28 protein-coding genes and 4 pseudogenes are annotated in these 21349 nt (G+C 66.0%); 6 read left to right on the top strand and 26 right to left on the bottom strand.

Going from position 1 to position 21349, the window contains the following annotated elements:
• From BIX52_RS21705 to BIX52_RS23110, 10 genes are all read right to left on the bottom strand, one after another.
• Window positions 1–412: phage tail tube protein (locus BIX52_RS21705; RefSeq protein ID WP_245803266.1), on the bottom strand; the 412-nt coding region annotated here is incomplete at its 3' end.
• A 111-nt stretch (window positions 413–523) separates the two neighbouring features.
• Entirely contained in the window at window positions 524–952 is a 429-nt protein-coding gene (locus BIX52_RS21700; protein WP_075223201.1) for an acyl-CoA transferase, read from the bottom strand.
• A 17-nt stretch (window positions 953–969) separates the two neighbouring features.
• Window positions 970–1311: a type II toxin-antitoxin system RelE/ParE family toxin gene (locus BIX52_RS21695; RefSeq protein WP_075223200.1), complete on the bottom strand. Its 342-nt coding sequence runs from the start codon at window positions 1309–1311 to the stop codon at window positions 970–972.
• The gene (locus BIX52_RS21690; protein ID WP_075223199.1) at window positions 1308–1565 is read right to left on the bottom strand and encodes a type II toxin-antitoxin system ParD family antitoxin; all 258 of its coding nucleotides are present in this window, start codon (window positions 1563–1565) and stop codon (window positions 1308–1310) included. The genes BIX52_RS21695 and BIX52_RS21690 overlap by 4 nt, the downstream gene beginning before the upstream one ends.
• Before the next feature lie 61 nt (window positions 1566–1626).
• A complete protein-coding gene (locus BIX52_RS21685) occupies window positions 1627–2286 on the bottom strand; it encodes a DUF6441 family protein (RefSeq protein ID WP_075223198.1) in 660 nt (219 codons plus the stop codon).
• Window positions 2283–2594, bottom strand: coding sequence for a head-tail joining protein (locus BIX52_RS21680; RefSeq protein ID WP_075223197.1), 312 nt, complete (start codon window positions 2592–2594; stop codon window positions 2283–2285). Before BIX52_RS21680 ends, BIX52_RS21685 begins: the two co-directional genes overlap by 4 nt.
• On the bottom strand, window positions 2594–3607 hold the full coding sequence (locus BIX52_RS21675; protein ID WP_075223196.1) for a major capsid protein: 1014 nt from the start codon (window positions 3605–3607) through the stop codon (window positions 2594–2596). Before BIX52_RS21675 ends, BIX52_RS21680 begins: the two co-directional genes overlap by 1 nt.
• 11 nt (window positions 3608–3618) lie before the next feature.
• A complete protein-coding gene (locus BIX52_RS21670) occupies window positions 3619–3984 on the bottom strand; it encodes a head decoration protein (protein ID WP_075223195.1) in 366 nt (121 codons plus the stop codon).
• 4 nt (window positions 3985–3988) lie between these two features.
• A complete protein-coding gene (locus BIX52_RS21665) occupies window positions 3989–5020 on the bottom strand; it encodes a head maturation protease, ClpP-related (protein WP_075223194.1) in 1032 nt (343 codons plus the stop codon).
• A gap of 4 nt (window positions 5021–5024) precedes the next feature.
• The gene (locus tag BIX52_RS23110) at window positions 5025–5360 is read right to left on the bottom strand and encodes a hypothetical protein (protein WP_075223193.1); all 336 of its coding nucleotides are present in this window, start codon (window positions 5358–5360) and stop codon (window positions 5025–5027) included.
• 2 nt (window positions 5361–5362) lie between these two features.
• On the opposite strand from BIX52_RS23110, the pseudogene BIX52_RS23830 reads away from it, so the two are divergent.
• Window positions 5363–5524 (top strand): annotated as a pseudogene (locus BIX52_RS23830) (phage portal protein); the annotation flags it as partial.
• Here the strand turns inward: BIX52_RS23830 and BIX52_RS21650 are convergent.
• The 10 genes and pseudogenes from BIX52_RS21650 to BIX52_RS23370 form a co-directional block, all read right to left on the bottom strand.
• The gene (locus BIX52_RS21650; RefSeq protein ID WP_425426698.1) at window positions 5503–6021 is read right to left on the bottom strand and encodes a phage portal protein; all 519 of its coding nucleotides are present in this window, start codon (window positions 6019–6021) and stop codon (window positions 5503–5505) included. The pseudogene BIX52_RS23830 and the gene BIX52_RS21650 overlap by 22 nt on opposite strands.
• A gap of 74 nt (window positions 6022–6095) precedes the next feature.
• The gene (locus tag BIX52_RS21645) at window positions 6096–6311 is read right to left on the bottom strand and encodes a phage head-tail joining protein (RefSeq protein ID WP_075223192.1); all 216 of its coding nucleotides are present in this window, start codon (window positions 6309–6311) and stop codon (window positions 6096–6098) included.
• 2 nt (window positions 6312–6313) lie between these two features.
• Window positions 6314–7819 carry a terminase gpA endonuclease subunit gene (locus tag BIX52_RS21640; protein WP_083660682.1) on the bottom strand — a complete coding sequence of 502 codons (1506 nt, stop codon included), beginning with the start codon at window positions 7817–7819 and terminating at the stop codon, window positions 6314–6316.
• Between the two features lie 239 nt (window positions 7820–8058).
• Window positions 8059–8469, bottom strand: coding sequence for a hypothetical protein (locus tag BIX52_RS23105; RefSeq protein WP_108676476.1), 411 nt, complete (start codon window positions 8467–8469; stop codon window positions 8059–8061).
• Window positions 8466–9800 carry a phage minor head protein gene (locus BIX52_RS21625; RefSeq protein WP_157956227.1) on the bottom strand — a complete coding sequence of 445 codons (1335 nt, stop codon included), beginning with the start codon at window positions 9798–9800 and terminating at the stop codon, window positions 8466–8468. Before BIX52_RS21625 ends, BIX52_RS23105 begins: the two co-directional genes overlap by 4 nt.
• 223 nt (window positions 9801–10023) lie before the next feature.
• On the bottom strand, window positions 10024–11439 hold the full coding sequence (locus BIX52_RS21620) for a sensor histidine kinase (protein ID WP_139312846.1): 1416 nt from the start codon (window positions 11437–11439) through the stop codon (window positions 10024–10026).
• A gap of 121 nt (window positions 11440–11560) precedes the next feature.
• Complete coding sequence (locus BIX52_RS21615) at window positions 11561–12355, bottom strand: hypothetical protein (RefSeq protein ID WP_075223188.1); 795 nt, start codon at window positions 12353–12355, stop codon at window positions 11561–11563.
• Between the two features lie 80 nt (window positions 12356–12435).
• Window positions 12436–12614 (bottom strand): annotated as a pseudogene (locus BIX52_RS23825) (fatty acid desaturase); the annotation flags it as partial.
• A gap of 181 nt (window positions 12615–12795) precedes the next feature.
• Window positions 12796–13089, bottom strand: a complete 294-nt coding sequence (locus BIX52_RS23095) for a hypothetical protein (RefSeq protein WP_139312845.1) — start codon at window positions 13087–13089, stop codon at window positions 12796–12798.
• Window positions 13086–13256, bottom strand: a complete 171-nt coding sequence (locus BIX52_RS23370; protein ID WP_157956226.1) for a hypothetical protein — start codon at window positions 13254–13256, stop codon at window positions 13086–13088. The genes BIX52_RS23095 and BIX52_RS23370 overlap by 4 nt, the downstream gene beginning before the upstream one ends.
• 399 nt (window positions 13257–13655) lie before the next feature.
• Here BIX52_RS23370 and BIX52_RS21605 point away from each other — a divergent pair, with 399 nt between their 5' ends.
• Window positions 13656–13865 (top strand): cold-shock protein, encoded by a 210-nt coding sequence (locus tag BIX52_RS21605; protein WP_075223186.1) that lies wholly within the window; start codon window positions 13656–13658, stop codon window positions 13863–13865.
• Between the two features lie 145 nt (window positions 13866–14010).
• Here BIX52_RS21605 and BIX52_RS21600 read toward each other — a convergent pair whose 3' ends face one another.
• Window positions 14011–14484, bottom strand: coding sequence for an IS5 family transposase (locus tag BIX52_RS21600; RefSeq protein ID WP_157956225.1), 474 nt, complete (start codon window positions 14482–14484; stop codon window positions 14011–14013).
• 246 nt (window positions 14485–14730) lie between these two features.
• On the opposite strand from BIX52_RS21600, the gene BIX52_RS23820 reads away from it, so the two are divergent.
• Genes BIX52_RS23820 through BIX52_RS21585 form a run of 3 tightly spaced genes read left to right on the top strand, consistent with a single transcriptional unit; the run spans window position 14731 to window position 16923 of the window.
• Window positions 14731–15654: an IS110 family RNA-guided transposase gene (locus tag BIX52_RS23820; protein ID WP_075223185.1), complete on the top strand. Its 924-nt coding sequence runs from the start codon at window positions 14731–14733 to the stop codon at window positions 15652–15654.
• Window positions 15655–15667: 13 nt separating this feature from the next.
• Window positions 15668–15883 carry a hypothetical protein gene (locus BIX52_RS23815; protein WP_425426697.1) on the top strand — a complete coding sequence of 72 codons (216 nt, stop codon included), beginning with the start codon at window positions 15668–15670 and terminating at the stop codon, window positions 15881–15883.
• 11 nt (window positions 15884–15894) lie between these two features.
• The gene (locus tag BIX52_RS21585; protein WP_075223203.1) at window positions 15895–16923 is read left to right on the top strand and encodes an IS110 family RNA-guided transposase; all 1029 of its coding nucleotides are present in this window, start codon (window positions 15895–15897) and stop codon (window positions 16921–16923) included.
• A gap of 305 nt (window positions 16924–17228) precedes the next feature.
• Here the strand turns inward: BIX52_RS21585 and BIX52_RS21580 are convergent.
• Window positions 17229–17826, bottom strand: a pseudogene (locus tag BIX52_RS21580) (IS66 family transposase); the annotation flags it as partial.
• A 418-nt stretch (window positions 17827–18244) separates the two neighbouring features.
• On the opposite strand from BIX52_RS21580, the gene BIX52_RS23995 reads away from it, so the two are divergent.
• The gene (locus tag BIX52_RS23995) at window positions 18245–18565 is read left to right on the top strand and encodes a PHB depolymerase family esterase (RefSeq protein ID WP_108676473.1); all 321 of its coding nucleotides are present in this window, start codon (window positions 18245–18247) and stop codon (window positions 18563–18565) included.
• Here the strand turns inward: BIX52_RS23995 and BIX52_RS24130 are convergent.
• The 4 genes and pseudogenes from BIX52_RS24130 to BIX52_RS21555 form a co-directional block, all read right to left on the bottom strand.
• Entirely contained in the window at window positions 18555–19112 is a 558-nt protein-coding gene (locus tag BIX52_RS24130) for an IS630 family transposase (RefSeq protein WP_369412117.1), read from the bottom strand. The two genes, BIX52_RS23995 and BIX52_RS24130, sit on opposite strands and share 11 nt — an antisense overlap.
• Window positions 19113–19200: 88 nt before the next feature.
• Window positions 19201–19491: pseudogene (locus tag BIX52_RS24125) on the bottom strand (helix-turn-helix domain-containing protein); the annotation flags it as partial.
• A 283-nt stretch (window positions 19492–19774) separates the two neighbouring features.
• The gene (locus tag BIX52_RS21560) at window positions 19775–20080 is read right to left on the bottom strand and encodes a hypothetical protein (RefSeq protein ID WP_205647736.1); all 306 of its coding nucleotides are present in this window, start codon (window positions 20078–20080) and stop codon (window positions 19775–19777) included.
• Complete coding sequence (locus BIX52_RS21555; protein ID WP_281249217.1) at window positions 20077–21153, bottom strand: AI-2E family transporter; 1077 nt, start codon at window positions 21151–21153, stop codon at window positions 20077–20079. The genes BIX52_RS21560 and BIX52_RS21555 overlap by 4 nt, the downstream gene beginning before the upstream one ends.
• Window positions 21154–21349: the final 196 nt, after the last annotated feature.

The raw sequence follows: 21349 nt of genomic DNA, 5'->3' as shown, positions 1-21349 counted from the left end.
ACGGCGTACCCGCGCCGGTGCTCGATGCGACCGTCTCGCCCTGCGCGATCAGGCCGACGGTCGCCGTGAGGAGTCCGGACCGCTGCATCTGCCAGCTGACGCGATCGACGACGCAGCCGGTCGCCATCGCGAAATGCGGAACGTCCGGCATCGCTGTCTCGATTGCGATCGACGGCAGCGTCCATGAGCCGGAGCGAAACTCGTGCGTGTACTGGCCGCTGCCGGTCGTGGTCGGGCTGCCGAAGGCGCCCTTCAGCCAGACGCCCCAGGCTTCTGCGTCGATCGGGACGACAACATCGCCGTCCGCGGTGACGGCGTCATTCACCGGCGGGAGGGGATCGCGGCCGTACCCGAGAAGCTCGGAGCTGAGCAGCGGCTGCTCGGCGCCGATCGTCGAACTCGCGAACGGCATGCGGTGGAAGCCGCTCGCGGCGCGGTGCCATAGACGCTCTCGAACGCGAGCGCCATCTGCGCCCGCGCTCCAATCGCGCGTGCCATAGGGATGTTCCTGTCGTTGTTCGGATCAGGCCAGCGGATCGGCCGTTAAATAGGTCAGCGTGATCGGGACGATCGCCGCCTTCAGCGTCGCCGCGCCTTCGACCGGGAGATCGACCGGCTGCGGTGCGCTCGCCTCGCACCAGTCGCAGAGGCCGCCGAGCGTGCGGTCCGCGGCGATCGCGATGCCGATCGCGGCGACGAGGTCGTCGAGCGCTTCGGCGCGGTCGGCGGGCTGGCGCGGTGCGACGATCGCCTCGACCTCAGCGCGGTGCTCGTAGTGGTAGCGCCGCGGCGACAGCGTTACCTCGGGATCACCCGGATCGCCGTCGCGGAGGATCAGAAGCCCGTCCGCGGGCACGCGTTCTGGCAGGACTTCCCCGCGAAGCACGGCGGCGGACGGGATCGTTTGCAGGGCGCCGAGCAGCGCCTGCAGGATGTGTTCACGGGCTGACACGGGATTCCTTGAAGGGATCAGCGCTCGCTGGTGCGAGTGTTCAGGCGCTCCAGCCTCGCGGGGAGGTCACTGCGCGCGTGGAGGAAATCGAGGATGATCACCTCCTTGGGGTCCTCGACGAAGACGATGAAGTGTTGGCCGGCGCGTGCGAAGCACAGGTCTTCGGGCAGGTTAGGATCGATCAGCGCCCTGCAGCTCTGTGACATCACCAAGCCATTTGCGATCGCGGTGCAGCGGTCGATGAGATCCGCCTCGTACGCGTCGGCCTGGCGGGTTCCGAAGGTCTCGATCGTCCAGCGAGCAATGTCGGTCAGCGAGGCCTCCGCCTGCCGCGTCAGCCGCCACGGCTTCGTGGTCACGCCTCGGAGCGGGCGCGGGCGAACGCTCTGCGGACCGCATCTTCGCCAGAGCCTTCGGCGAGATCGCCGCGGCGCGCTTCGTCCAGACCGCGCTCGATCCGGGTTCGCAGCTCGCCCATCTCGGCTTCCTCGCGCTCCAGAAGACGCAAGCCTGCCCGCATCGCCTCGCTCGCGTTCTGGTACCGCCCCTCGTCAATCAACCTGTCGAGCAGGGCGGACTGCGTCTCGGTCAGCACCACGTTACGGGTCACCATGGGAAGCCTCCAACTTGAATGGCAATATATGCCAACTAGGCGGAGGTCGCCAGGGTGATCGTCAGCCGAGCCGCCCCTCGACCCAATTGGAGACGATCGCGCCCGGCAGCGCCGCCTCCGCCACTCGCGCGTCGCGATCAAGATCCAGCCGCTTCGGCAGCCGAACTTGCGGCACCAGCAGGAAGATCGGCGCCGACGAACGGCCGGCAAGCCGGCTGTAGGTCGTGCCGTCCTTCCGATGGGTGACGTTCGATCGGACCCGTCCCGACTTCGTCACCCGCACGTTGTCCGCGACGAGCAGGCTCGGCCCGTAGCGACGCCGTACCATGCGGAGGCTCGTCCCCGTCTTACGCTCCCAGATCGCCGACGTGAGCGGACCGCGCCGGATGCGTTCCCGGGCGACCGGCAACGGTATGGCCAGCCAAAGGCCCGACCTCGGCCGGATCGTCGCGCCGCGGTCGTGGGCACCGACGATCACCGGCGCCTTCGACCAGACCAGCGATGCGGCCCGGATGCTGCTGCCCTGCTTCGGATAGCGCGCGCTGCGGATCGTGTTGCCAAGCCGCGGGCCAAGGCCCGCGCCGACCACCTGCGCCCGCCAGTTGCCCTTCAGCCGAACGCCGACCTCGCCGACGCCGGTGGTGACCGCGCGCTCCGCGGCCTCGATCTCCTCCGCCATAAGCGTTGCCAGATCAGGGACGATCTTCAGGTCGAGCTTCATCCCGGCCGCAGCTCCACCGTCCAGACCAGCCGCTCGCGATCACGCGTCGGCTCGCCCTGGATGACGAACGCCTCGCCGTCGATCTCGAAACCATCGCCAGGCCGCGGCTCGGCGATCTCGCTGACCCGGACGTCGAGCCGGATCGTCTCCGACCAGACCCGTGCTTCGCCGAACTCGCTGATCGTGTCGGCGCGGCGGGGCACGATCCGCACCGGGACAGGCTCGGTGCCCGCGGACGTGTAGACAGCGTCCCGCCCGACGTTCGGGTCGGCGAACAGCGCGTCGAACGCCGCGCAAAGTGCGTTCATCAGGTGCGCTTGCTGGTCCGGAGCGCCTGCGGACGCGTGCAGATCGGAAGCGGGTTGCTCTCGATCTCGAGCCGCACCCACTCGTCGCGGTCTCGATCGGGGATCGCGCGGGCGTAGAGCGGCAGGCCGAGCGTGTTGACGGTCTCGAACGTGTCGGCCGGCGCGTAGTAGATCTCGAACAGGCCCTCGACGCCCTCGGGATAGAAGTACGCCTTGTCGGCCGGGACGCCGAACGCAGCGTTGCCGCGGTAGCGCCGGAACGTGATCCCGCCGAAGCTCACCTCGTCCGCGACCCGGCTCCGCAGGTCTGCCGCAGCGGCGGTGTTGAGGTAGGTCTCCCGAACCTCCTTGTGCGCCACGAGAACGGCAAAGAAGGACGAGCCGCACTCGGCGCGCAGCATGACGGAGCCGGTCGATAGCCCGCCGAGGCCCTCCTCGACGCTCTCGATCAACGACTGGCACTTCTTGCGGAGCGCGCCGGACGCCGGCGTCGCGTTGTCGAGATCGAAGTCGACCTCGGCCGACGGCGTGATCGCGAACTCGGTGAAGTAGTTCACGACCGTCGAGCCGTCCTTCGGGTCCTTCACCAGCCCCTGGATGCCGTTCAGCAGGTGGTACTCGAAGGTCGCCTCGGCGTCTGAGCGCAGGCGTCGGAGCCGGCGCGCCACCTCGCCCTGCACCTGCTGGGTCTCGCTGTCGGAGCCGAAGGCGCGGATGCCCTGGATCTCCGACGCCCAGATCACGTCCTGCTTCTTGAACTGGCGGCAGACGAACGCGCGGACGTCGCGGCGCTCGGCGATCTGCTGCTCGTAGGCCGATCCGCGTTCGGAGAAGGGGATCAGCGACAGCGTCCCATCGCGGCTTTCGATGACGACCGTGCGGGAGCGCACACCGCGGTCCGCGAACAGCCCCGATCCGGACAGCGTCGCCGGCTTGAACGGAATGTTGTCGAGCGCGCGGGTGAGCTCGATGATGGAGAAGGCATCGCCTTCGAAGATGTCCATGGCGGCCATCAGGCTCTCCTTCAGCGCACGATGATGCCGGCCGCGGCGAGCGCGGTATGCGCGGCGGTGATCTCGCCGGCCGACGGCGTGCCGGCGAAGACGAGGTCGTGCTGGTTGACGAGGGCGGGACCACGGACGACCGCTACGGCGATCGTGTCACCGCCGCTGGCGTCGGCATGGCCCCAGAGAACGGCAACGGCAGTCTCGGTGCCGTCGGAAGCGTCGGGGTCATGGGCGGCGTACTTGCCTGAGGCGGTGATCTTGCCGAGCACGGTGCCGGGTTCGAGCGTGCCCGATGCGACGGTCACCACCTCGTGGCAATAGTCGCGGAACGCCTCCCAGACGAGAAAGCCGCCCGGGTGGCGGCCTTCGGTCAGTACGGTCATCGGTTCATCCTTTGGGCTTGAAGGTGGAGGCGATCACCTCGCCCCAAGGTCGTGCGCCGACCGTCCGGCCGGGCTGCGTGTGGCGTGGATCGATCTCCGCTCCGCCTTCGGCGCGGGCGGTGAGCAACGCGGCGCGGACGTCTTCGATCGGCGTGCCGTCGGCGAGGAACCGGCTCGCCATCTGGGGCAGGCCAGCCAGCGTGCAGAGATCGACGACGGCGCGGGCCTGCGCCATCGCCTCGGAGCGGATGGCCGAAGCTGACGGATGCTGCCGAGGTGTCGGCGGCTCGGGCTCCGTCGGCGTCGCTGCGGGCTCCGGTTCGGCATCGGCCTTTGCGAGGGAGGTATCGCCGTCGTCCTCTGAGGACGCCGCGCCATCATCCACGGCCTCGCCGTCCTCGGAGACCGTTGCGCTGTCCCCATCAGATGCCGCAGGTTCGGCGACCTCCTCGACCAGTTCGGGCGGGGCATTACGGAAGCGGCCAATGTCGAACCGCGCGGCGATCCGGACAGGCTCTGCGACGCAATTGACGAAGCCGAGCGCGACCGCTTCTTCAGCGTCGAACCAGGTCTCCTTGCGCATCAGCTCGGCGATGTCGGCGTCGGTGCCGCCAGACTTGACCGCGTAGCCCGCGACGAGGCTCGTCTTGATCTTGTCCAGCGCCTCGGCCATCGCCCGCATGTCGTCGGCCGTCCCGAGCACCATCCCGCTCGGATCGTGGATCATCAGGAACGCGTTCGCCGGCATGACGACCTCATCGCCGGCCATGGCGATGTAGGACGCGGCCGAAGCGGCGATGCCGTCGATCCAGACGGTGACGCCCGCCGGGTGCCGCTTCAGCGCGTTGTGGATCGCGACCGCGTCGAAGACCGAGCCGCCGGGGCTGTTGATGCGCAGCGTGATGCGCTGCTCGTCCGGTAGCGCGCCGAGCTCGTCCAGGAACGTCTTCGCCGAGATGCCAAAGGCGCCGATCTCGTCATAGATCGCAACCTCCGCGCTCTCGGCGAGGGCGCGGATCGTGTACCAAGACCGCATGCGGTCACTCCTCGTTGGGGTCCGGGGTCTGCTGTGGCGTCGCCCGCGCCCCTTGCGTCTCGCCGGGGGTCGTGCGGTAGGCGAGACCGAGGTCCGCGGCACGCGTGGCGTCGGCCGCGTTCTCCCGGTCGATCTCTTCGATGTCGTAGCCGGTCGCCTCGACGGCCTTGCGGCGCGAGAGCAGCCCGGACTCGATGGCGAGCACCTGCGCCTGGATGTCCTTGAGCGGATCGACCCAGTCCCAGCGGGGCGGGATCCACTGCACCGGGCGCAGCGCACCCGGCGCGGTAGGAGCGTCGAGCGCGTCGGCGAGCACCGCGGCATCCAGCCACCGCTGCACGCATTCGCTGCGGGATCGAGTTCGACGCGATCGGGCGGCGGATCGCCTACCATTTTCGCCGCATCCATCCGGGCGACAGCACCGATCACCGGGTTCGGACGTTCGAGACGGTGAGCGTGCCGGCGTCGGAGATCCTGCACATCTACCGGCCCATCGACGCGGGCCAGTTGCGCGGCCTGCCGCACGTCGCACCGGCCATGGTGCGTTTGTTTCTGCTGGACCGGCCGCCGCTCAGTTCCTCCGTCTTCTCGAACGGCAGCATCTCCGACTGGAGGAGCTGCAGTTGGAGTGGGACCGTCAGTCCGTCCTCGAGCCGCCGTGGGCGGATCCGGACGAAGCACTCACCCGCGACGAACATCTCGCGGGCGACCATCGCCTGCAGACCGTAAAAGTCCGTCAGTCCATCAGCATCCGCCTCGTCGGTCCAAGCGAGCCAGAGCCGCTGGATCCCGTCGCGAAGCGCAGGATCGCTGATCAGCGACGACGCTTTGATGCCGTCGCCTACGAGGTTGGAGGCGAATGCTTCGCACGCGTTCGCTGCGTAGCCGTTGGTGACCACCAGTTCGCGTGCACGGGCCAGCAAGCGCGGGCCGCCGGTTGCAACCAACGAGTTGATGTTCTCGAGCGGCGGCTGCCAGCCGCGGAGCCGTCGCCGTGCCAAGGCGCCTTCGAGCCGTGACCGTGCCGTCGCCGGGCCGCCGAGCCGGCGTCGCAATCCTTCCAGCAGCGGCAAGCTCAGAGCCCCTTGTCGCTCACGACGCGGAGGTGGCGCACGATCTTCCGGCCCTCGGCGGCGGCTATCTCGCGCTCCAGCGCCTCGATGGCGCGGTCGATCTCGGCGAGGCTGCGATAGTCAATGGTCTTGCCATCGTAGCTGACGCGCGCGACGCCGCTCACCCGCGACGCCAGCAGCGCCTCGCGCCGGGTCTTGAGTTCGGCCGCGGTGGCCATCGTCACCTCATGTAGCTTGATTGCACCGTCCGCCGCCGTGTCACGGGACGCGGCACCGCGTGCACGGGCGCCGCCTGCTCTTCGTGGTCCGGCGCCGCGACCTGCCGTTCCAGCTCGCGCCATTGGGCGTCCGACCAGCGATCGGCGCCGGCGATCCATGCCGCGGCGCGGGCGTACACCCGGCAGTCCAGCGCTTCGTTGCGCTCGCGCAGCTTCTGCCATTCGAGCCGGGCGAAGCCGCGCTTGTTCCTCACCGTGACCAGTTGCTCGGCGACGAACTGCTTCAGCCACTCGCTCTCGGCCCAGCGCGGCAGGTGGACGGTGCCTGGCGCAAACGATGCACCGCCCACAACGTCCTCGGCCGCAGGGCGATCGAGCCGCAGGAAGCGGTAGGTTTCCGCCTTGAAGGTCGAAGCCGCCACGGTCCACAGTCTCGCCCCTCTGCGCAACCGTTTGCCACCGACGGTGGCGTCCACGAACGTCGGCCCCGTCACAGGGCTCGCGCGGTTGAACCCCTCGACGCCCTTCACCGGAGCCACCTGCGCAAACCCGACCTGCCGCGCCCACGCGTACACCGCCGGCGTCTCGTAGCCGGTGTCGATGGCGAGCCTTGCGATCGTCAGCGGCTGACCGTTGGCGTGCGGCCATGTCCGGCCGAGCAGCTCGTTGAGCCCCTGCCAGCATGTCACCGACCCGGGCCCCCCATCGATGACGATGTGCTCGACGAGCCAGCTCTCCAGACCGCGGCCCCACGCCCAAACATCGACCTCGATCCGGTCCTTCTGGACGTCAGCGCCCGCCGTCAGGAACAGGCCGCCGGCGCGCACGATCCCCGCTGCCCAGTCCTCGCGGCGATCGGCGAGCCGCTGCCAATCCGGTGCATCGCCGGTCTCGACCCACGTCTCGCCGAGCACGGTGTTGCGGAACACGCGCTCCGCCTCGTCCGACCCGGCGACCATCTCCTTGTCCCGCGCGATGTCCGCCCACGACTTCCAGCCGGGCCGTGAGTAGAGCGCCGACAAGTGAAATCCGATCGTCCGCGGGTCTCGGCTCGTGCCCGTTGCTCGCCATTCGCCGGCGCCGAGCAACGCCGCCTTGTGGTGCTCTCCGAACGGCTTCTCGCAGTCCTCGCAGAGGTAGGCCGCCGTCTCCGGCTGCCCCTTCTCCCAGCGCAGCCGCTCGAACCGCAGCCACTGCATGTGACCGCACAGCGGGCACGGCACGAAGTAACGGCGCTGGTCGCCAGCGACGTACTCGGCATAGGAGCCAACGTCCTTGGCCTTGGCTCCATCAAAGAGCCGCTGCACCTTCAGACGGATCTCGCGAAGGTCCTGAGCATCTTTGGACGCGGCGAGCTTGCGCTTATCCTCGGTGTCGCGCGGGTCCGGCGCGATCTGGAAGAGCTGTGGCAGCTTCACCCTCGCTAAGAAGCGGTGCTGGTCGATTTGCACACCGGCGAGAATGTGCCCCTCGGTCGGGTTGAGCTGCGTGGCTGTGTCGGCGCTCATTCAGCGCCCTCAGCCATGCTTGCAGTAGCGTTCTCTGCGCCGCTAGTCCGCTGACGTACGCCAGCAGCCGGACGATAAAGTGGGACAGGGGATCTGTCCGATTTGGAAGCACCAGTCAAATCAACCAGATAGAGGATGAGACTGGCGGAGGGAGAGGGTCTGGGAGCGAACATTCTCCATCCGACAAACACCGGAATTGCCCAGCCCCGAGGCCAATTCGCCGGCTGTACGGCATTTGATCAACCGCGTTCTGCCGCAACCTTACGAAATCGTTCAAGCGACATCGGCTCGATGAGCTTCGGAGCCGCGAACGCATATTCCCCCCATACAGGGTCGCGACCGCTTCTTTTCCATGCGCCGATGACGTTCTCGACGATCTCGGCCGGCTTCGTGCCGTACGCGGTGGTTGCTTCCATGACGGGCCATTCGTCGCCGACGTTGATCGCCGGCAGCGCACCGTGCTCGAGGATCGAATGCAAGCAGCGACGGACGTACTCCTCAAGCTCATCGCCCTCGAGATCGTAGAAGTGCCGGCCGTGACTTACGTTAGCGTCAAGATCGACCCACTCATCCTCAGCCTCGAACCGCGCCCGATAAATACTTTCGAGGATTGGAAGGCCGCCGAATTTGTCCTTCAGATATTCCCTCATGGTTGATTCTCCCTGATATGCAGCTTCATCTTTCTGGAGCTTGGCGTCGGACCCGGGTCGCGGACCTCGAGCGTAATTCCGTGGTCGGCGCTTGTCCTGATCCCGACGATGGCGCCATCAATCGTCCTGTACCACACACCGCCATAGCCACCCTGGTAGCCCAGTCGCTCACCGTACGTGATGATGCTGTCGATGATCGCCGACATCTCGTCTGCTTCAACCGTTTGGATACCTGATCGAGCTCCCGGTGCACGTGTTCCGACGAGCCGGCCACCCGGTGCGATGAGTTCACCAAGCGTCGCCCGCCGTGCTGGACGTGACGGTGCCGGCAGCGCGGGCCCTTGATTGTGGCCGATCCCTGGTGTCAGCTGGCCGCCAAAGCGCGCCGTCTGCGCATCACGGATGAACTGGTCGGCTTCCCGCACGATTGCACGTTGATTGGCAATCGCTCCCATGGGGCTCTCGAACGCGCCCGGCCGCGGGCGCCACCGCGGATTGATCTCTCGCGCACGGGCGATCGCCTGGTCGGCCTGCATCCGCGCGATCGCATACTCCGTCGCTTGCCGCGGCGTCATGACAAACTGGCGGCCATGGATACGCACGGGCCGCAGATTTCGCTGCCCGAAGGTGCCGCGACCGGCCACCAGAAATCCGTCAGCGTCACCGGGGTCGTTGCGCGAAAAACGGAAGGCGTCGCCTTGCGCGGAAGATGGTATGCGCAGTGCGGCCCCGCCGGTACCGTTCGGCGCCTCCTCGCTGCCCACCGATCCGGCGTCGACGACCGGCTCGGCGACGCAGCGACAGTTGAACGCTTCGCCAGGATGTCCGCCCTCCGGTGGGCGGCTCCAAGAAAATACCTTATCGTCGTGGCCGGCGTGGAGGTCGCGCACCAGACCATCGTCCCGGCTGCGCCAGATATATTGTTCGATGCCCAAGCCAGTCTGGCGCTCGGTGTTGATCCGTCCGGCAAACCGACGGACGAGCAAGGCTTCCAGGCGCTGCAGCGATGTACCGGGGTCAGTGGACTTGACCGACGGCTCGCGGCGCATTGCAGCGACATTGCGATCCCACTCAGCCAGCGTCTCCTGCAACGCGACGTCGACGCGCGGTATGCTGCCCTGGCGCAGCCCTAGCGTGACGAGATGCGTGAGCAGCATCTCGTCGTTGGCCCGGATCTCGCTCCTAAGACGTGCCTCGAAAGCAGATCGGTCTCGATCGGTCGCAGCTTCGCTCTTGGATTCGATCCAGAGTGCCTTGACGAGCGCGAACTCGAGGCGTGCGGCCGCAGTATCAACTCGCAGTCTCGTCAGCTCTGGTTCGTCGTACCGCATCAACCCGCCGCTGCCCCATTCGTCAGAGCAAAGCATGCAGGCAAATCAGCGAGCGGGAACAACTTCAGAGCGGTCACCAGCGCGACTGACGCCAATGGAGAACAGTTCGACCCCAGATCCTCTCGCTTGGGTCTGGCGGAGGGAGAGGGTCTGGGAGCCAACATTCTCCACCTCGTGTTCATGCAGAACAGCCTCTTTTATGGCGGGCCGCTGACGCCAGTTCCTATGTGCTATCATTCTCGTACGGGATGGCGATGTAGAAGCGCGTGCCTGAAGCGTCGCTCTCCCGTTTCATGGTCGCGCCGAGCTGCGTGAGGAACGCCTCGACGAGACGCTGTCCAAGCCCCGAATCGACCCGCGCGGTGGGATTTATGCCAGGTCCATCGTCCCAGATCGTGAGCACCATGGTCCGCTCATCCGCCATCTTCAGGGACAGGCCGAGAATGCCATAGCGACCATCCCCGTACGCATATTTGAGGCTGTTGGTGAAGAGCTCATTCACAATGAGTGCGATCGGCACGGCGAGCTGCGTCGAAAGCTCAATCGCTTCCAGATCAAGCTCGAGCCTGACCGCTTCGCTGCGCCCCGACATCGAAGCGGCAATGTCTCGCGCGACCGACGAGAGGTACGCGTTCGCGTCCACCGTATCCACCGAGCCCGACTTGGTCAGCGCCCGGTAGAGGGTACCAACGGAGAAGATCCGCCTGCGCATCCGCTCGAACGCGGTTCGGCATTCCTCATCGGCGAGGGTTCGGCCCTCAAAGGAGATGATGGAGCTGATCGTCGACAGGCTGTTCATCACGCGGTGGTTCAACTCTTCGAGCAGTCGCTCCGCCCGACCGGCCGCCGCCGCCCGCTCGGCCTCGAGCCGACGGCGCTCCGTCACGTCCTCCATGGCGAGGAGCAGCGTCGCGCTGTGGTTACCCTCGCGGTACACTTTGCGGGCGTTGAGAAGGATCGCCTTCTCTCCGATCTGCGGGAAGACGTGGCGGACCTCGAAGTCCTCGATCGTCGTGTTGTCGGGGATGACGTCGGTCAGAAGCTCGATGAGTTCGGGGATCGCCCACTGGCCGTTGCCGAGGGCCGCAAGCGGGCGACCGATCGTCTGGTCATCGTCCACTGCGAACGTGCGATAGAAGGCGCGGCTCGCCTCGACGACGCCGAGACCCGCGTCCAGTACCAACAGAGGCTCGCGCAGCGTGTCCACGATGCCCTGCGCGAGGCGCCTTTGCCGGTCGACTTCCCGCGCCGCATCAACGGCATCAGTAACGTCGGACACCACCATCAGGATGCGGCGCGAGCCATTGCCGGGCCGCACTGTCTTGCGAGCATTGATGTGCATGACGCGCCGGCCGAGCTGCTCGAAGGTGTGCTCGACCTCGAAACCCTCGACTTCTGGTCCGCCGCCGACGATCTGTTCGAGGACCCGCAGGAGTTCGGCAACGTTCCACTGGCCGTTGCCAAGGTCGGCCAGGTGCCGGCCGAGGGTCGCGGCGTGGTCAACCGCAAATGTGCGGACGAAGCCGGGACTCGCGTACTCGACGACAAGCTCCTCGGTCAGGATTAATAGTCCCTCGCGAAGGGTCGCGACGATCTCCGTCGCCTCGATCTCTCGAAGAACTTCTGCAATATCGACCACGAACGCTCCGATTTCCACGGCGCGAGGATATCGGAACCGGACCGCAGACGTCGTTCTTGCTACGGAACGGGATCGAGGTCAAAGGGTCGATCTGGGTGTCACGCTCGCGGACACGCCCAATTCAGTCGCGCAGGAGACAGGAGGCGCCGCGCCTTTCGAAGCCGCGATCGCAGGTCCAACGGGCGCCAAAGTGGTCGAGATGTGCGTTCTCGGGCAGGACAATCGCTTCGCACGCGTCGGTCGTCTCGCTGTATCCGCGCTCACATGTCCACCCCCGTCCGTAGGAGCGGTCGGTGAGATAGGCGTTCTCGGGCACGCGGATCGCGACGCATGCGCCGCCGACTTCACGGTAGCCACGGTCGCATTCCCAGCCTCTGCCATAGCTAGTGTTTGTGGGGTACCCGAACTCCGGCACGACGACCGCGACGCACGTGCCGTCGTCCCTGCGGTATCCGCGCGCACAGTCCCATCCACCGTCGTAGGTGTTGCCTGTGAGGTAACCGTTCTTTGGGACCGCGATCGGCAGGCACTTGCCGTCCGCGCGGATGAACCGGCGGTCGCACTCCCACCGATCGCCGCGCTCGGTGAGGTATGCATTGTCCGGTATGTCGATCGCGACGCACGTATCGCTTGAGGTTGACGCTTCGTGGCCGTGCTTGCACTCCCACCCTTCGCCATATTCACGATTCGTGGCGAACGCGTTTTCGGGGACGACGATCGCAGTACACGTCTCGCCCGAAGGGTCAGGCCGGAACCCCGCGGTGCAAGGAGGGGCAACACTATCCGCGAGCATGCCAGGCCTTTGCTGACCGCCGTGCTGCGCCCAGGCGCTCGCGGCGAGGGCGAAGCAGGTAAGAGCGACCGCAATCGCAATTGGCCAGGTGGAAGCCCAGCTCACTCGGCGCAGGCTTCTCATAAAGAACGATCCTTTTTGTCGGAGGCAATCACCGTCAAATGCAGGATCGCCGGTGGAGAACCGGCTCCTCGATCGTCACAACACCGCGTGGTCTCGACGGAGAGAGATGTCAGGCGGCTCACGTCCCGACGCCGCGGAGAATCGCGTAGGACCTGCGGCAATCGATAGTGCGGAATGCGACGCGACAGTTGGCGGACGTGATGAATGCCGATGTTCGCTATGACCATCGCAGGACTGCGGGAAGATCGCAATGCGAGGCTACGACCTCGAACAGGCTTCGCCGAACGTCGGGTGTCGGTACATCTTCCGCGCTAGGCCAAGCGCCCGCAAATCGTCGTGAGCCGGTCCGCCGCTTATCGGACGCGGCCCGCGAGTCGCCGCCGTTTCTCGAGCCAAACCATGTGTTTCTCTCGAACCGACCGTGACGCAGGTCGCGTTCTTCAAGACAAATCCGCATCGGCCGCCCTAACAGGATCGTAAGTGCGACGGTGCATGACCTTCACAGCAGCGAAATTGAATCGTTTGTTGTCGACGGACATGACAATATCATCGGAGCGAGCGGATGAATAGTTATGGATAGCAAACTCGATAGCCTCGGCGGCGGTCGAAAATCTGTGATAATGCAAGCCGCCACGCTTCGAATTGGCGCGGCGAGAAACAAAGAGGTCTGCAGGCAAACCGAAATCGGCTTCACACATGACATCCGCCGGATCGGTTCGCCGATCGCCGCTCATGCCTTGCTCCCGCGTGGTGCCTTGCCCTTCGCCGTCAGCGCGGTGGCGTTGGGGCTGGTGGTCATGGCATCTCGAAGATACTTCGGGCCCGCCGCCTTCTTAGCTTTCCTGGCGACGTCATTGCTGGATTTTGGGGTCGCATCTGTTCGCTTCTGGCCCTTGGCCATACGACTTCCTTTGTTCTGCCGCTTCGGACGCAGCCTCTGAGCGCGCGGCCGAACGGTCAGCCTCGCGGACGATCAGGACGATTTCGAGAAAAGTGGCACGCCTTCGATAGCTAGTCGTGCACACTCATATGTAGGGCCTGAAAAGCGGAACTCAATGCCGTCTATTAATAGGAGCACTTTTATGGCATACGGGCGGGCGCTGAACGAGATTCAGCGCAGTTTTCCGGTCCTTCCCTCAAATAAAACGCATCTTGCGATCATCGACCGCCCACCGTATATGAAAGATTGCTAGGTTACCATAGTCGAAAACTGTCTCCATCCGGCTTCAGTCCCGATTTTTGCTCTGACTGCAGCCAGGCTGCCGCATGTCGCGGGCAGCACTTTCCGATGGAGGCCACGATGGCCAACGGCACCGTGAAGTGGTTCAATTCTCAGAAGGGCTTCGGCTTCATCCAGCCGGAGTCCGGTTCCCGAGACATCTTCCTGCATATCTCCGCTGTCGAGCGAGCTGGCCTCAGCAGCGTCGGCGAAGGTCAGAAGGTGACGTTCGATATCGAAAGGGGCCGTGACGGACGGGAGTCGGCCGCGAATCTGCAGCTCGTCGACTGATCCGAAAAGGGAGCCTCGAGGCTCCCTTTTCAATCGATCCCGAGATAAGATCAATCAGGCATTGGTCGCATTTTTACCGTTAAGCCAGCCAGAGGCAGATCGCGGCAACCAGCACGAAGCCGCGATAGTTCGCGGCGAGACGGTCTTAGCGCGTCGCGACCCGGCGGAACTGCTTCTGGCGATTGATGAGCCGTTCGACCAGATTGCGCTTCGATAGGAGCCGGACGTCGCACGGCAGGCTTGGCCGGTCGGGCCGTGAGGGGATGACCGCCTCCGCGCCCTCGTAGGCGAACGCCAGGCGGAAGTGGTTGGCGTCGTAAGCCCGATCGGCAGGGACGGCCTGTGTTGTAAGCCCCGCAATCAGGTCACCCCCGAACAGCATATCGCCGCGGTGCCCCGGCGAGACGATAATCCTGAGCGGCAGCTCGAGCGCATCGGCAGCGACGTGCAACTTCGAAATATGCCCGCCGCGGGACTGGCCCAGGCCGCCAGCTTCATGCCCGCCCTTTTTATGCGACGTGCCCGCCGCTTGGGGATGGGCCTCGATAGTCGTGGAGTCTACGGCGTCCCACTCCGTGTCGGCCTCCGCCGCGAACGCATCGAGAAGCCGGTCGAGCACGCCAATCTGGCCCAGCGGTAGTAAAGGCTCTTAATGGTCGAGACCTTACCGTAGCGTACCGGCAGATCGGACCATCGCCCCCCTCTGTCTGTCAGCGAGGTGATAGCTTCGGAGTTGCGGAAGGGAGCCCGTCCCCCCGAGGGCCCTCGAACCCGTTAGGGAGCATGGGTCCCTTCCGCGTCGCTCTTGAACCCTGAACAGTTGCTTGGGACCCCGATCCCGCACGACATGGACAGGACCCCGACCATGCCACGCACCGTCATCGGCTGCGACCTCTCGCGCGCCGTCATCGACCTCCACACCCTGCCGAACGCCACCTCGACGCAGGTCGCCAACGACCCGGAGGCGATCGCCGCTTGGGCCCTTTCGCTCGAGCCGGACGTCCTCGTCGTATTCGAGGCGACCAGCGGCTGCGACGGCCCTCTCATCGCCGCCCTCGCCGAACGAGGCCTCGCCTTCTCGCGAACCGCTCCACGTCAGGCCCGCGAGTTCGCCAGAGCCACCGGCGTCCTCGCCAAGACCGATCGCGTCGATGCCCGGGTGCTGGCGCATATGGGTTCGGTCCTGGACCTTCCCATCACCCGCCCAAGTAGCCCGGCGCGCAGCCGTCTTTCCGATTTCCTCAGGCGTCGCAGACAGTTGGTCGATATCCGTAAAGCCGAGAAGACGCGCCGCCACAACGCCGGGCAGGACGAGATCGCCTTCCAGATCGAGGCGATGATCGACCTCCTCACCCGCCAGATCGCCGAACTCGATCGAGTCATCGCGCGCCTCATCGAGGAGGACCTGACGCTCTCTTCTCAAGCCCGGCTTCTGCGCGCCGTACCCGGCATCGGTCCAACGGTCCTCGCCACCCTTCTCGGCGAGATTCCCGAGCTCGGCACCCTCGACCGGCGACGCATCGCCTCTCTCGCCGGCCTCGCCCCACATGCCCGGGAGAGCGGCACTTGGCGCGGAGCTCGCCGCATCTGGGGCGGTCGTCGCAAGGTCCGTGAGGCGCTCTACATCGCAGCCCTCACGGCATCGCGACGCATCCCGAGCCTCACTGCCATGCGCGATCGAATGCGCGAGAAAGGGAAGGCGCCAAAGACGATCCTCATCGCCGTCGCACGCCAACTCTTCGTCATCATCAACGCCATGCTGCGCAGCGGAACGCCGCTCGCAGCGTGAGCCGACTACACAGTTGCCCCCCCCCCCGGAAGCGGCGCGAGCGGCTCGTGAAGGGCTCCACATCAAGCTCGTCGGTCTTGCGCGGATCGCGCCTGACGTCATGCCGGCGCTCGCTGCGGCGACCATCGGATCCATCACCGTGCTCGGCAGCCTCCAGGTAAGCGATGGGGTGGACGCCCCCCGACGGCATCGAAGTGCCAAGGTAGCGGGTGTTGAAGCACCGCTATGAGGAGGGCGTCCGTGAAAGAGGTTAGCATCATCGGCCTGGATCTGGCCAAGAACGTAATCCAGGCCCACGGCGCTGCGCCGGATGGGTCAGTCGTTTTTCGACGGAAGCTGTCGCGCGGGCAACTGTTGAAGTTCTTTGCGGATCAAGCGCCATGCACGGTCGCGATGGAGGCCTGCGCCGGGGCGCATCACTGGGCCCGAGCAATCCGAAGCTTGGGCCACGAGGTGAAGTTGATCGCGCCAGCGTACGTCAAGCCGTTCGTGAAGCGGCAGAAAAATGATGCGGCCGATGCCGAAGCGATCGCCGAGGCGGCGTCGCGGCCAACGATGCGGTTCGTGGAGCCGAAGTCGGAGGCCCAGCAGGCGGCAGCGATGGCGTACCGAACCCGTGATCTCCTGGTGCGCCAGCGCACGCAAACGATCAACGCGCTACGCGCCCATCTCGCCGAGTTCGACCTCGTCGTGCCCACGGGCATCACGCACGTCGGCCGACTGGCGGCGTTCGTCGAAGGTGACGAAAGTGGCTTGCCGGAAGCGGCGACAGCCTTGGGGCGAATGCTGGTGGATCAGATCGAGATGCTGGGGAGCCAGATAGAGGCGCTCGACAAGGAGTTGCGCGTGCGAGCGAGCGCCGACGATACCGCGCGGCGGCTGATGACGATCCCGGGGGTGGGGCCAATCACCGCCGCGGCGCTCACCACGTTCGCCCCGCCGGCGCAGACCTTCACCAAGGGGCGCGACTTCGCCGCCTGGGTCGGCCTTACGCCGCGTCAGCATTCAAGCGGCGGCAAGGGGCGGCTGGGGAAGACGTCGAAGATGGGGCAACGCAACATTCGCCGTCTCCTGATCATAGGTGCCGTCGCCGTCGTGCGATGGGCGGCTCGAAAGGGAGCGCCCGAGGGATCTTGGCTGGCGAGGATGATCGACCGCAAGCCGCGCATGCTGGTTGCAGTCGCGCTTGCCAATCGCATGGCGCGTGTCGCCTGGGCGCTGATGCGAAACGGCGGAGAGTACCGGGATCCGGCGCTGGCGGCGCAATAGGCCGAGCCGCCGGGTTGACGTCGAGGATGTGAGCGGGGCGAAAGAAACGTAAGGGCAAACGGTCACGAGACCGGATCGGGCGAACCAGCATTCCGGATGCAGCGCCATTGAGCGCGGGTAAGCGAAATGGTCCCGATCTCGCCTATCTCCATACGGGCCCGCGGCGATGAAGGCCGCACCTTCGAGGCCGGACACACGACCGCACCTGGCCACATGTCCTTCGATCCCAACAAAACGCTTGCATCCGAGGGGGCGTCCACACACGTCCGGTGAGGGCCGCAGGCACGGCGGATCGCGCCTATGGCTCAAGCGGTTTCGCTGGAGGAGACCGGCGTTTTCCAGTTCCACGGCAGTAGTTCGGGGAGCCGGCCCTGCGGCATGGCGGCGATGCGCACGAGGACATCGGCGAGCCAGGCCTGCGGGTCGACGTCGTTGAGCTTGGCCGCCCCGATCAGCGTCGCCATGGCGGCGGCCCGGTCGGAGCCGCGCTCGGAGCCGGCGAAGAGCCACGCCTTGCGGCCGAGGGCATAGCCTCGAAGGGCCCGCTCGGCCGCGTTGTTCGTGAGGCAGATCCGGCCGTCTTCGAGGAAGCCGGTGAACCGGTCCCAGCGCTTGAGCATGTAATCCATCGGCTTGGCGACGGCGGCCGATTGGGACAGGCGAACGCGTTCGTCGCGCAGCCAGACCTCGAGATCTTGCACGAGCGGCGCGCTTATCTCCTGTCGCACCCGAAGTCGCTCTGCCGCGTCGAGGCCGTTGATGGTGCGCTCGATGTCGAACAGCGCGTCGATACGCCGGACCGCCTGGAGCGCGACCAGCGAGATCCACCGGCACTCGGCCGTCGCGCCGAGCCCGAGCGGCGATGTCGGCGAGCTCGAAGAACAGACGTCGCGCATGCGCCCAGCCCCTCTCCGAAGGCTTACGCCTCCAGGCAAGCCGGGATGTAAAGAAGGCCATAGCGGATCGCATCGCCTGACAAGCGACTTACACTGCCAGCGACCGCCGGCGAAGGAATCCAGTCGAGCGAAGATTTTGCCCCGGCAATGCGCCGGGCGACCGCCCTCGTGCGAGGCGGTCAGCCGGGCGAAGCGATGGCGATCATACGCGCCGCGCTCGGTGAGCGCGAGACGAATGCGCCCGCTTCAGAGGCCGCCGCCGCGCTTGTGCACGACGTTCGACGGCATCGAGGTTCCATTGCGCAGCGGATCGAACCGGTCCGGGCGCCTGCCATCGATCCGCTGCCGTCGGAGCGGGTCACTTTCCCGCTCGGCGCCGCGATCGGTCGCTCGAGTCTCGGAGTGCCCAGCCCTCTCGAGGTCGAATTCCTGCTGATCTGCAGAAGCCCGCAGATCCCCGGTTCCAGACCAGAACCTTCGACGGACCCGGGGGAAGCCGCGACTATCGCCTCTATGTCCCTGCGACGATGCCCGCCGGGCCGAACGGCCTTATCGTGATGTTGCATGGCTGCAACCAGGATCCGGACGACTTCGCCGCCGGCCCGGACATGAACCGCCTCGCCGAAACGCACGGTCTGATTGGATGGTGTCGTCGTCGCCGAGATGAGGCTGGTCGAGGGGGGATGGGACACGCTTGGGCGGTGGGATCGGAGGCCGGCACTTATACCGCCGCGCTTATTCAATGATCCGTTGAAGCCACGGCTGGTAGCAGAGGGATCGGAGGCGGCCGGTCTCGGTGAGGAGGGCGTTCCAGGCCGCGCAGCAGGCGTCGAGGATGGCCTCGGTGCCCGGAAGAAGGCGCAGGCTGAGGTAGCGTTCGCGCAGGTACAGCCAGACGCGCTCCATCGGGTTCAGCTGCGGCGAGTACGGCGGCAGCGGCACGAGGGTGATGTTGGACGGAACCGCCAGCGCTTTGGCGCCGTGCCAGCCGGCGCCGTCGAGCACCATGACGGCGTGTTCGTCGGCAGGGAGAGTTTTGGCGAAACCGTCGAGGAAGAGCTGCATGGCTTGCGTCCCGACCTCGGGAAGCACCAGCGCGAACGCGGCCTCGCCGTCGGCCCGCGCTGCGCCGAAGAGATATGTGAAGGAGAACCGCCGATCCTGACGCCCCGGAGCGCGTTCGCCCTTCAGCCACCAGCGATGGCACAGCCGGCCTTTCTGACCGACCCGCATCTCGTCCTGGAAATAAAGGACGACGCGCTTGTGCGGATGCGCCCCGGCGACGTCGTTCAGCGCGCCGCGGAGCCCTTTTTTCGAATGCAGCCCTGGCCTTCGCCTTCGGGTGAAAGGGCCGCGTCTTCTGGTGCGAGAAGCCCTCGCGTCGCAGGATACGCGACAGGCTTTGGGGCGTGATCGTCTTGCCGAACCGCTCCTCGATGAACGCGGCGAGATCGGGCAGCGTCCACCTCGAGGTGCCGTCGACCTCAGGATCGGGCCCCTTGAAGATCCGCTCCGCCAGAAGCGCCAGCTCGCCTTCCGTGAGGGCCGGGCGACGTCCGGGGCCCGGGCGATCAACGAGACCCGCGAGACCTTCGGCGTTGTATCGCACGACAGCATCGCGAAGCGCCTGGCGTTCCATCCCCGCCGCTGCCGCCGCATCGGCACGCGTCATACCGCTCAGCGCATTGGCAATCGCCAGCATGCGCTTCGCAGTTCGAACCGAACGCTCGCGGAAGGCAAGCCGCCGCAGCTCGCCCGCCGAAAGTGCGTCGCTGATGACCAATCCTCGTCGCATCTGCGCCCCGCGAATCATCCGATCCGACAAGGGAGTCAGAGCTGGGACGACAAACCGTTTACCGAGTCATTGGGTAGGCGCGCTGGTATTATACCGACCCGGCCGGACCCGATGCTTCGGCCGCAATGATCCGCTTCTTCCTTGCCGCAGACAGCCCGGCCTAGGTCTGTGGGGGCTCCGCGGGGTCGGTCGGCTGGCGGCCGTGGAGATCCTGCGGTTCGCTCTGCGTGTCTCGGTCGGCATACGGAGGAACGTCGATAAGTGTCCCGATCAGCCGCAGCAGCGCACGATGCTCCGGACCGTCCCTCCCGTCCTTGAGGAAGCGCCGAAGATCAATGTGCGAAAGCCGGCCGCCGGAGGGGGCGTTCGGCTGATGAATGATGAAGGCCTGCCCGTCGCTCGGCTCACGCCCCAGAAACCAGGCGTCCCCGTTGGGACTTCGGTAGAGTTCACGTCGTTCAGTCACGACTTCATCCTTTCAGCGCTTCGTTCGGGAAGGGTCTGGACCTCCATCTCGTCAGCCTCGCCGCCCGACAAAAACGAGCCAAGTCCGGCCAGACCCGGTACGAACTGGCAGATGACATTGAGCACCACGAGGAGCGGCACCGCCACGATCATGCCGACGACAGACCAGAGCCACGTGAAGAGCGCGACAGCGATGAAGACGATGACGGTGTTCAGCCTCAGCCTCTGAGACACGAAATACGGCGTGACGAGCTGTCCTTCGGCTGACGTCAACGCGAGGTACGTCGAGCCGACGAGAATTGGAACGACGAATCCGTCCATGGTGACGAGGGCGACGAGCGTGGCGACGAGCACGCCCGCGACGGCGCCGACGTAGGGGATGGAGTTGAAGGCGAACGCGCCGACCCCGAACAGGATCGCCGCCGGCATCCCCCACGCCCACATCGCAAAGCCGACCGCCACGCCCAGACCCGCATTAATGAGCGTGATCGCGCCCAGATAATGCCCGAGGCTGCTCTCGATCGTATGCATCGCTGACAGCACCTCGTTCCGTTCGGCGGCCGCCGCGAAGCCCGGTACTGTGCGCCTGTAAAGAAGCTCGCGCGAGGCGAGGGCGAAGAACAGCAGGACGAGGGTAAAGATCAGCTGGGCGAACACCGCCGGTGTCGTCAGGGCGATGCTCGTCAGCATTCCGGAGCCGTTGGCTGGTGCGGCGGTCACAACGGTCAAAGGTTGCGCGCCGCCGACGGATAGAGCGCTGATTCTGTCTATCGCATCCCGGATTTCGCTGATCGGCCCCTGCAGCGCCGGGAACTTGACCTGGAGCTCTGCGAATATCTTAGGCGCATCCTCCACTGCGGTTGTGAGCGGGACGGCGAGCACGACCATGGCAACCAGAACGCCGACGAGCAGCGCAAGGGTGACCAGCGTTGCGGCCACCGCCTGCGGAACGCCCAGACGCCCCATCGCGCGACAGACCGGCGTGAAGGCGACGAAGAGGAGCACCGCGAGCGTCAGCGGCATCAGGAAGCTGCGGGCAAGCGTGATGGCGGCGAACACCAGGATGATGAATATGCCGATCGTGGCCCAGCTCGGCTTGGTGGCGCACGACCAATTCAGGGTTTGGCGACGCGGTCATGTCGGGAAGCCTCGCAGCGTTGTGCGCGAGCCTTCGCGCGCGTCCTCCGCGTTTCGACCAACACGATTGCAAGGGCTTCCGATCCGGCCGGTCACGAGAACGCCTGGCGTAGAGCGGAGAGCTGGGCGTGAG

Source organism: Acuticoccus yangtzensis, assembly GCF_001927245.1.
Lineage (GTDB): Bacteria > Pseudomonadota > Alphaproteobacteria > Rhizobiales > Amorphaceae > Acuticoccus > Acuticoccus yangtzensis.
The sequence above is the reverse complement of the archived record's forward strand: the minus strand, read 5'-3'. Positions and strand labels throughout refer to the sequence as shown.